The following is an 8,648-nucleotide window of genomic DNA, read 5'->3' as shown; positions in this document are numbered from 1 at the left end:
GGCGGGTATGGTGATGCACGGCGGCATGACGATGATGGACATGTCCATGCCCGTGCAAAAGGGCGACATCGTCGCGTTCAGCGTGGAGCCGATGGCGGGCAGCAAAGCGCCCACCACGCCCTACATGATGGAGATGGCGATTTAGCGCGTTCAAAGAATGCGCTACTACAGGAGCCCGGAACTACAGGGTGATGTCGGCGGCGCGCTTGTCGAGCGGCACGTATGCGACGCCGCGCGCGCCGACGTAGTTCGCCCGCGGACGGATCAGCTTGTTGTCCGCGTACTGCTCGAGCACGTGGGCGCACCATCCGCTGACGCGGCTCATCGCGAAGATCGGCGTGAAGTATTCGGTCGGGAACCCCAGCGTGTAGTAGACGGACGCGCTGTAGAGGTCGACGTTCGGGTACAATTGCTTGCGCTGCCAGACCGCCTGCTCCATGAGCTCTGTCAGGTCGACCCAGCGCGAGCTGCCGGCGCGCTGGCCGACCTCCTTGGCGATCGCCTTGAGCTCCGTCGCGCGCGGGTCGTACGCCTTGTATACCGCGTGGCCGAATCCCATGATCTTGTCGTGCTTGGCCAGCTTCTCCGTGACCCATTCGTCCACGCGCTCGGGGCGGTCGATCTCAAGCAGGTTCTTGATGACGCCTTCGTTGGCGCCGCCGTGCAACGGACCTTTGAGCGTGCCGATGGCGGACGTGATCGCGCTGTACATATCCGAGAGCGTCGCCGCCGTGACGATCGCGGAGAAGGTCGATGCATTCATGCCGTGGTCGGCGTGGAGGATGAGCGCCACGTCGAGCACGCGTGCGGCGTCGCGCTCCGGCTCCTTGCCGAAGAACATGTAAAGGAAGTTCGCCGCGGTGTCGAGATCGGCGCGCGGCTGGATGATGGCATCGCCGCGATTGAGGTGATGATACGCCGCTAGGATGGTGGGGAAGATCGCGGTCAGGCTGATCGCCTTTTCGAGGCTGGCCTCGCGCGACATGTCGGCGACGTTTGGATCGAACAGGCCGAGCGCTGAGACCGCGGTGCGCAGCACGTCCATCGGCGCCGCCGTCGAGGGCAGGTCTTTGAGCAGCGCGACCAGTTGCGCGGGCAGCGCGCGCCGCTGCGCGAGTTTGGCGCGCAGCTCGTCGAGGTGCGCGCGCGTCGGCAGCGCGCCGAACCAGAGCAGGTAGCAGATCTCTTCGAACGTGGCGTTGCGCGCCAAGTCGTGGATGTCGAGGCCGCGATAGATCAGCTTGCCCTCGTCGCCGTTGATGGACGACAGGCTCGTGTTGCCGACGACTGCGCCGCGCAGTCCGGCTTCGGGCGGCGGAGGTGTGGAAATCATAGCGGTGCACGTTTCGGCACAGCGCGAGAGGGCGACTTCAAGGACTGGAACGAGAAGAAGCCGTAAAAGTCGCATGCCTAAAGGAGTCTGTATGCGTAAGAAAGTCAGCATCGTCGGTGCCGGCAACGTCGGCGCGACCACCGCTCATTGGCTCGCCGCGAAGGGCCTTGCAGACATCGTCCTGGTGGACGTCGTCGAAGGCATCCCTCAGGGCAAAGCGCTCGACCTACAAGAGGCTTTGCCGGTCGAAGGCGTCGACGTCTCCGTCGCCGGCAGCAACGACTACGGGCCCACGGCGGGATCGGACATCGTCGTGATCACCGCCGGCTTTCCACGCAAGCCCGGCATGAGCCGCGACGACCTGCTCAAGGCCAATGCGGAGATCGTCGGCGACGCGACGCGCAACGCCGTCAAGCTCTCGCCGAACACGATCCTCATCATCGTCACCAACCCGCTCGACGCGATGTGCGAAGTCGCGCGCCGCGTCAGCGGCTTTCCGCGCGAACGCGTGCTCGGCATGGCCGGGGTGCTGGACTCGGCGCGCTTTTGCACGTTCATCGCCGACGAGCTCAAGGTGAGCGTGGACAACGTGCAAGCGTTCGTGCTTGGCGGGCACGGCGACCAGATGGTCCCGCTGCCGCGCTATTCGACCGTCGCGGGCATCCCGATCACCGAGCTGCTCGACGCGGCAACCATCGAGCGGCTGGTCAAGCGCACCGCCAACGGCGGCGCCGAGATCGTCAACTTCCTCAAGGCAGGAAGCGCCTACTACGCGCCGGCTCGGTCCATCGCCGAGATGGCCGACGCCATTCTGAACGACCGACACAAAGTGCTGCCATGTGCGGTCTATCTTCAAGGGGAGTACGGCCTGCGGGACCTGTTCATCGGGGTGCCGTGCAAGCTCGGCTCGAAAGGCCTGGAAAAGGTCATCGAGATCAAGCTGACGGCCGAGGAGCAGGCAGCCCTGCACAAGAGCGCCGAGGCGGTCAAATCGCTCGTCGACGCCTTGCCGCAGCCGGCCGCCGCGGGGTAATTCGCCTCGCGGAATCCGCCGATACTCTAGATAGGGCCCGGGCGAACGCCCGAGCGTGACGGCGAGCACAGGCTCGCGGTCCAGGGGGACGATGGCGGCATCTAAGGGGCAGGCGAGCTCAAAGATCAGAGAGATTCCCGAGGTTTCGCGGCCGCTTTTGCCCGAGCTGCCCAAAGCGACTCGGCGCTTCAAGCGCCGCCGTTTGCGTTGTTCGGTCACGGTCAAGACCACCGACGGCAAAGCGGCGCTCGGCGAAGCCGTCGACGTCAGCGGCGGCGGCCTGCGGCTGGACTCGCACAACGAGCTCAACGTCGGCGATACCGGCACGGCGCAGATCCGCATCGGCAGCGGCGAGACCCTGCGCGTTCCGGTCGAGGTCGCGTGGCGCAATCAGGTCGATAAGGGCGAGTTCGTCTACGGCCTGACCTTCACCGATATCAGCCCGGCCGATCGTTTCGCGATGCTCGAGGCGATCTACGCGCCGGCCAACGGCGCGACCGGTTTCGTCGATTCCGCAGCCGGTCCGGAAGAAGAAGTCCAAAAGGCGGGCTCGGAGCCGATGACGCCCGCGCATTACTCATATTACATGCGTTTGGTGCGGCGCATGGAGCAGGTCAAGAAGATCGACCCGGCCGACTCCGACCGGATACTGTATGCGCGGCTCATGCAGGGCCGTCCGATCCGCGACGTGCTGGGCGAGCTCGAGATCGTCGATCGCGCGTCGGTCGACGAGTTCTTGGGCGAGCTCTACAACGTGCCGTTCATCGACCTGCAGCGCCACCGCCCCGAGGGCAACGACCTCGACACCATCCCCGAGAATCTCGCGGTCAATCACTCGGTGGTGCCGGTCTCGCGCACCGACGAAGCGCTTATCGTGGCGATGGCCGATCCGAGCGACCTGCTCACCATCGACATGCTGCGCAACCGGGCCAAGCAGCCGGTCGAGCTGCGCTTCGCGCTGCTCGAAGACATCGCCACCGCGATCGACAACATCTACCGCGGCGCCTCCCTGCACTCGGTCGACAAGCTGCTCGAGGCCATGCCGGGCTCGGGCGAGGCCGCGTTCGCTTCCGGGACCGAGGTCGAAGACCTCGAGACGCTGCGCAAGATCTCCGACACCGCGCCCATCGTCACGCTGGTGGAATCGCTACTGCGCACCTCGGTCGAGGACCGTGCCAGCGACATCCATCTCGAGCCGTACGCGGATAAGATCGCGGTGCGCTTCCGCCTTGACGGCGTGCTGCGCGAACTGCGCACCCTGCCGAAGAACGTGTACCCGGCGGTCGTGTCGCGCATCAAGATCATGTCGCGCATGGACATCACCGTGCGCCACGTGCCGCAAGACGGCGGCATGTCGATGCGCTACAAGCGTAAGGATTTCGACCTGCGCATCTCGTCGCTGCCGACGCTGTACGGCGAGAAGATCGTCATCCGGCTGCTCGAGAAGAACCCGGTCTATAAGTCGCTCAAGGCGATCGGGTTCTCCGAGCGCAACTACGAGCTCTTCGCGCCCTTGATCAAACGGCCGTACGGGATGATCCTGTGCTGCGGCCCGACCGGCTCGGGCAAGTCGACGACGCTCTTCGCCTGCCTCCAAGAGATCAATGACGGCACGACCAACATCACCACGATCGAGGACCCGGTCGAGTATCGCGTCTCGGGCGTGAACCAGGTCGAGGTCAGCGCGAAACGCGGTCTGACATTCTCCTCGGTCCTGCGCGCCCTGCTGCGGCAAGACCCGGACATCATCTACGTCGGTGAGATCCGCGACCGCGAGACCGCCGATCTAGGTGTGCGCGCCGCGCTCACCGGCCACTTGCTGCTCTCGACTTTGCACACCAATACCGCCATCCAAGCCATCGCGCGTCTGGTGGACATCGGCGTGGACCCCGCGATGATCGGCTCATCGCTGCTGGGCTGCATCGGCCAGCGGCTCATGCGCCGCATCTGCGACCAGTGCGCAGAAGACTACGAAGTGCCGCTCGACGAGCAGATGGTGCTCCAAGAGCTCGTGCCGGTGGCGACGCCCAAGACGCTGCGCCGGGGCCGCGGCTGCGAGAAGTGCCACGACTCCGGTTACTATGGACGGCTGGGCGTGCACGAGGTGGTGGCGGTGGACGAGGGTCTTCGCCGTCTGATCGCCCGCGGTGCGGATTCGACGCAGCTGCTCGACTACGTGACCTCGCGCGGATTCACGGATCTGCGCGATGACGCGCTGGGCCGCATGCTCTCGGGCGAGACCACGCTGCGCGAAGTCCTTCGCGTCACCGCGTAGCGGTCGAGTTTATTCGACCGTATCCTTAGCGAGTTCTTCGAAGATCGCGATTTCCACGTCGCTGCGATGCCCTTTGTGGCCGGCATATGTATAGCGCGGTCCTTGGAAGCGCACCTCAGGCACCGTGTGGTCGCGGATCGCCTCCACGCTGATGTGCACCAACGCGCACGGGAACGCCACCGATGCGAGCCGCTCTTTGACGATCGAAGCGCTGCCCTTCACCGCGAGGATCAGATCGTCGGCCAGCAGTTCGAAGGCGACCCCACGCCGGCCGGCTGAGATGTTGGCATAAGCCGAGCTGCGCGTGTCCATTGCGAGGGCGACGACGCGCTCGTCTTTGGCGACGATCCAGCTATTGAGCGCGGTGGACGGCACGCTGTCGGCGCCGACCGTCGCGAGCACGACTGAAGTGCCTCCCTTGAGGGCGCCGCGCAGCAGTGCGCGGAGATGCGATTCGTCACGGACCATGCCTGCGGATTAGACCTAGTTCTCGAGGATTCCGCCGAACTCGCCGCCGGCTGCTCCGCGATAATCGTGCCGCACGGCCCCGACGAGCGCGACGCCGATCGGTATCAGGGCGCGGGGCGACGCTCTTGCTGGATCGAGATCCACCGTGTAGCGGTTCCACACGCCGATGCGGCCTGGCAGCTCGACGTACGTATCGCGATCGCGTTGAAGCCGCGTCGGCTGTTTGATAGACGCGTTGACGACGTAATAGGTCCGGCGGCCTGACGCGTCGGTGAACGCGATCGCGAAGAGCTGCGCGGGCGAGCTCGAGGAGTCGTCGCTGCACGATGGCTTGAGCCAGAACGTGAAGCGCGAGCCGTTCATGGTGAAGGCCTGGCTGACGCGCACGACGTTCCATTCGGAGCGCGCCGATGGGGTCAGCCGCAGCCGCAGCGCGCGCCCGAACGGCCCATCCGAGACCATCGCGAGACGGCCGTCGAGAAAGGGCTGCGGTGGCGCGGTCCACGCGAGCGGCGATGGAACGGGCAGCATCTGGAACTTATTCACGGCAGCGATCAGGCGCCCGTTGCGCAGCGGGTGCGGCGTGTCGGCGCTCTGCGAGAGCGGGCGCGTGTATACGGCGATCTCATCCTGCGGCGCGAAGGCGACGACCTGTAGACCGGCGATCGGCGAAGGGGGTACCTCGTCGGAGAGGTCTGCCGGCGACAGCTCGATCGTCCGCTCTGCGTGCGCCGGCACGTCGAATCGATCGGGGCGCCAGAACACGATCGCGTTGTATGGGTTCGAAAGGGCGAAATGAAACGCGTGCGGTCGCGAGCTCGGGTTGCGGATATCGAGGACCACGCGATCGACGTAGCCCGTGTCGGGGTCGACGGCGACACGCTTCACGGTCATCGTCATCGGACCGCCGGCCGCCGCGACGCCGGCGAGCAAGACGAGGATTGCGACGACGGCTGCGCTGACCGCGACCGCCCGTTTGAGCAAAGCCGGGCTCACCCGTAGCGGCGCGGCTTCGCGCTGCATCGTGGCAGTGGCCGCATAGACGGCCAGCACGAGCGGCCAATAGATGAAGTAGTTCTGCAGCGAGCGTGGGCTGAAGAAGAGGACGATTGCCGGCGCGATGAACGGGAGCCATGCCAAACGCTGGGGCCAGCGCGCGTAGGCCGCGAGACAGACGACGAGCGCGCTGACCCAAAGGATCGTGTAGACGCGCAGGGGCAGCGCCAACAGGCCGCTGGTCTGCAGTTGGATCAGGCCGCTTCCCAGGGGCACGGCATGCGACAGGAGCGGGCTGAGCACGCCCGCGAGCCACTGGCCCGGGTGCCACGCCACGAACACAAGATTCGGGGCCAGGAACGCCGCTGTCAACAGTGCGAGGTTCTTGAAAGCCGCAGCCGGCGCGCCGCCGGGCTCGTTCGTCTGCCACCAGTGCACGAGCGCGAACGGCACGATGAACCAGGGCTCCTGTTTGACCGCGCAGGCGAGCCCCAGCAGGATCGCGGACCACGGCGGACTTCGCTCCCACGTAGCCGCGACGCCGATCATCAGCGGTAACCACACGACATCGGTGACCGAACCGACCGCGAAGTCGCGGAATTCCGGGATCAGAAGGAAGAAGAGGCCGAAGAAGACCCGCGTGCGCTCGGGGACGAGCAGCAGCACGAGCAGCATGGCGGCCAGTGCAAAGCCGATGTCGACCCAGATCATGGACTGCACATGGGCCATCACAAAAGGCACGTAGACCAAAAAACTGAGCGCTGGATAGGGCTCGACCGACACGCGGCCGCCCTCGACGGTCGGCGTGTAGATCGGCGGCGACACGTTGAACGCCGTCGCCGAGGGCGCCATGCTCACGGCGTACGGGTCCTTGCCCTGGATCACGAGCTGCGCGGAGTATGCGTCAAAGGCGAGCGAATCGCTTTGATACCGTTCGAACTGCGGGCTGACCACGGCGGTGCTGACGAGATGGCTGATGCCGAGCCACATCACAAACGCCGTGAAGCACAGCGCTGGTAATATTCGGGTTGCCCACCACGGCCGCGTCGCAAATGCGGCAGCTGCGGCCGTAAAACCGAGGCCGTACGCGGCCAGCCCCAAGACCAGCAGCACGACATGGTCCAACACCGGACCGCCGGCCGCGACGTAGCCCAAATGGAAGAAGACACCCGCGAGGCAGATTCCGGGGATGATCTGCAGCACAAGGCGGTCGTATGCGGGTCCGCCGCGGCTGTCCGCGTTCAATGGATCATCCCGAGCTCGAGCGGGTCCACTTCGATTTCACCGGTCGACGACGATACTTTCACGCTGCCCACCGTCCACGGGATCTGCAAACTGTGACTTTCCCCGTCGCTCAGCGAAATCGTCACCCGGTGAGGCGTCGTCCAGTCGATCGTGACGCCGATCCATTGGAGGAGGGCCGGCCGCAGCTTGAAGAGGTGTACTTGCGACAAACGGTGCCCATCGTAATACGCCGCCCTGAACCCGAAGGGAGAGCGGAGTCCGTCCGTCGGCGACAGCTCCAACCCGGCTTCCATTGAATCGGGTTTTGGGCCTAAGCTACGTGCCCAAAACCAGAACGCAGGCACAAAATACGCGTCTTGGCCTAATCTCACCACTCTGAAACGAGCATGAAGAACCGACGATGGCGCGATCTCTTGCTGATCCCAGCTGGATTGATGGCCGCTCATGGTGTCGAGATCCAGGTAGAACACGCGGCCAGGGGTGCGCGCGAAACCGCGCGGCGGCGAGACGTCGCCGATCTCCGCATCGGTCGATGTGCTCATGGTGCCCGGCGCCCGGCGTTGGGCCTGGAGCGCCGGCTGGGAGACGGTCCATAGGATCAAGCCCAAGAGGACGAATACGCCGAGCACACCGAGCGCGGCTGCTCCGATGCACCCGAAGACCCACCAATTCGATTGCTGCTCGCCTGGCGGAGGCGCTGGCGCGGGCGACGTCATGCCCGAGCCTGATTGCCCGCTCGGTGCAGAAGCCCCCGCAAATCAGGTTCACCGGCCGCGCTGGGCCTTGCGCAATCGCTTCTTCTTCGGTATCATGAAACTAGGATTCTGGGATAGCGGCTCACGAGAAGCGGAAGGGCCGTCGGACTGCGAGGTGCGCCATGCCGAGAAAGAAATCCGTGTTCCCCTCCGACCCCCTCATCGTCGAATGGGCGGGGTATTTGCATGGCCGCGGGCGCAGTCCGCTGTCCGTGGCCGCCTACGCGGGAGACGTCGAGCTGTTCGGCGCGTTTCTGGCCAAAGATCCACGCAAAGAGTCGCCCCACGGCAAGGCCTGGCCGCAATTGCTCAAGGCCGGCAAGTCGGATATCATCCGTTTCATCCAGGAGCTGTTGTCGAACCGGGGCTATGCGGGTTCGGCGGTACGGCGGAAGATCGCAGCGCTGCGCTCCTTCTACCGCTTCCTCAAACGCGAGAACAAGCGGGATGACGACCCTGCGGCCGACATCGAGTCGCCCAAGCGCGATAAGCTGCTGCCCAAGGTGCTCAAGGAGCGCGAGGTCGGGCAGCTGCTGCGGACCG

At 65.3% G+C, this 8,648-nt stretch carries 7 protein-coding genes; 3 read left to right on the top strand and 4 right to left on the bottom strand.

Features of this window, described 5'->3' with window-relative positions:
- Window positions 1–181: 181 nt before the first annotated feature.
- Window positions 182–1,333 (bottom strand): citrate/2-methylcitrate synthase, encoded by a 1,152-nt coding sequence (locus tag VKF82_02365; protein HME80898.1) that lies wholly within the window; start codon window positions 1,331–1,333, stop codon window positions 182–184.
- Window positions 1,334–1,424: 91 nt separating this feature from the next.
- On the opposite strand from VKF82_02365, the gene mdh reads away from it, so the two are divergent.
- Both mdh and VKF82_02355 read left to right on the top strand, forming a co-directional pair.
- Entirely contained in the window at window positions 1,425–2,366 is a 942-nt protein-coding gene (mdh, locus tag VKF82_02360) for a malate dehydrogenase (GenBank protein ID HME80897.1), read from the top strand.
- A gap of 91 nt (window positions 2,367–2,457) precedes the next feature.
- Complete coding sequence (locus VKF82_02355; GenBank protein ID HME80896.1) at window positions 2,458–4,641, top strand: ATPase, T2SS/T4P/T4SS family; 2,184 nt, start codon at window positions 2,458–2,460, stop codon at window positions 4,639–4,641.
- A 9-nt stretch (window positions 4,642–4,650) separates the two neighbouring features.
- Here the strand turns inward: VKF82_02355 and VKF82_02350 are convergent, their stop codons facing one another.
- The 3 genes from VKF82_02350 to VKF82_02340 are packed head-to-tail and all read right to left on the bottom strand — an operon-like array spanning window position 4,651 to window position 8,066.
- Window positions 4,651–5,109: a hypothetical protein gene (locus VKF82_02350; GenBank protein HME80895.1), complete on the bottom strand. Its 459-nt coding sequence runs from the start codon at window positions 5,107–5,109 to the stop codon at window positions 4,651–4,653.
- Window positions 5,110–5,124: 15 nt separating this feature from the next.
- The gene (locus VKF82_02345) at window positions 5,125–7,350 is read right to left on the bottom strand and encodes a hypothetical protein (GenBank protein ID HME80894.1); all 2,226 of its coding nucleotides are present in this window, start codon (window positions 7,348–7,350) and stop codon (window positions 5,125–5,127) included.
- The gene (locus VKF82_02340; GenBank protein ID HME80893.1) at window positions 7,347–8,066 is read right to left on the bottom strand and encodes a hypothetical protein; all 720 of its coding nucleotides are present in this window, start codon (window positions 8,064–8,066) and stop codon (window positions 7,347–7,349) included. The genes VKF82_02345 and VKF82_02340 overlap by 4 nt, the downstream gene beginning before the upstream one ends.
- 179 nt (window positions 8,067–8,245) lie before the next feature.
- Here VKF82_02340 and VKF82_02335 point away from each other — a divergent pair.
- On the top strand, window positions 8,246–8,648 hold a 403-nt coding region (locus VKF82_02335; protein HME80892.1), incomplete at its 3' end, for a site-specific integrase.

Source organism: Candidatus Eremiobacteraceae bacterium (assembly GCA_035314825.1).
In the GTDB taxonomy this organism is placed as follows: Bacteria; Vulcanimicrobiota; Vulcanimicrobiia; order Eremiobacterales; family Eremiobacteraceae; genus JAFAHD01.
This window is presented reverse-complemented; position numbering and strand designations above follow the sequence as displayed.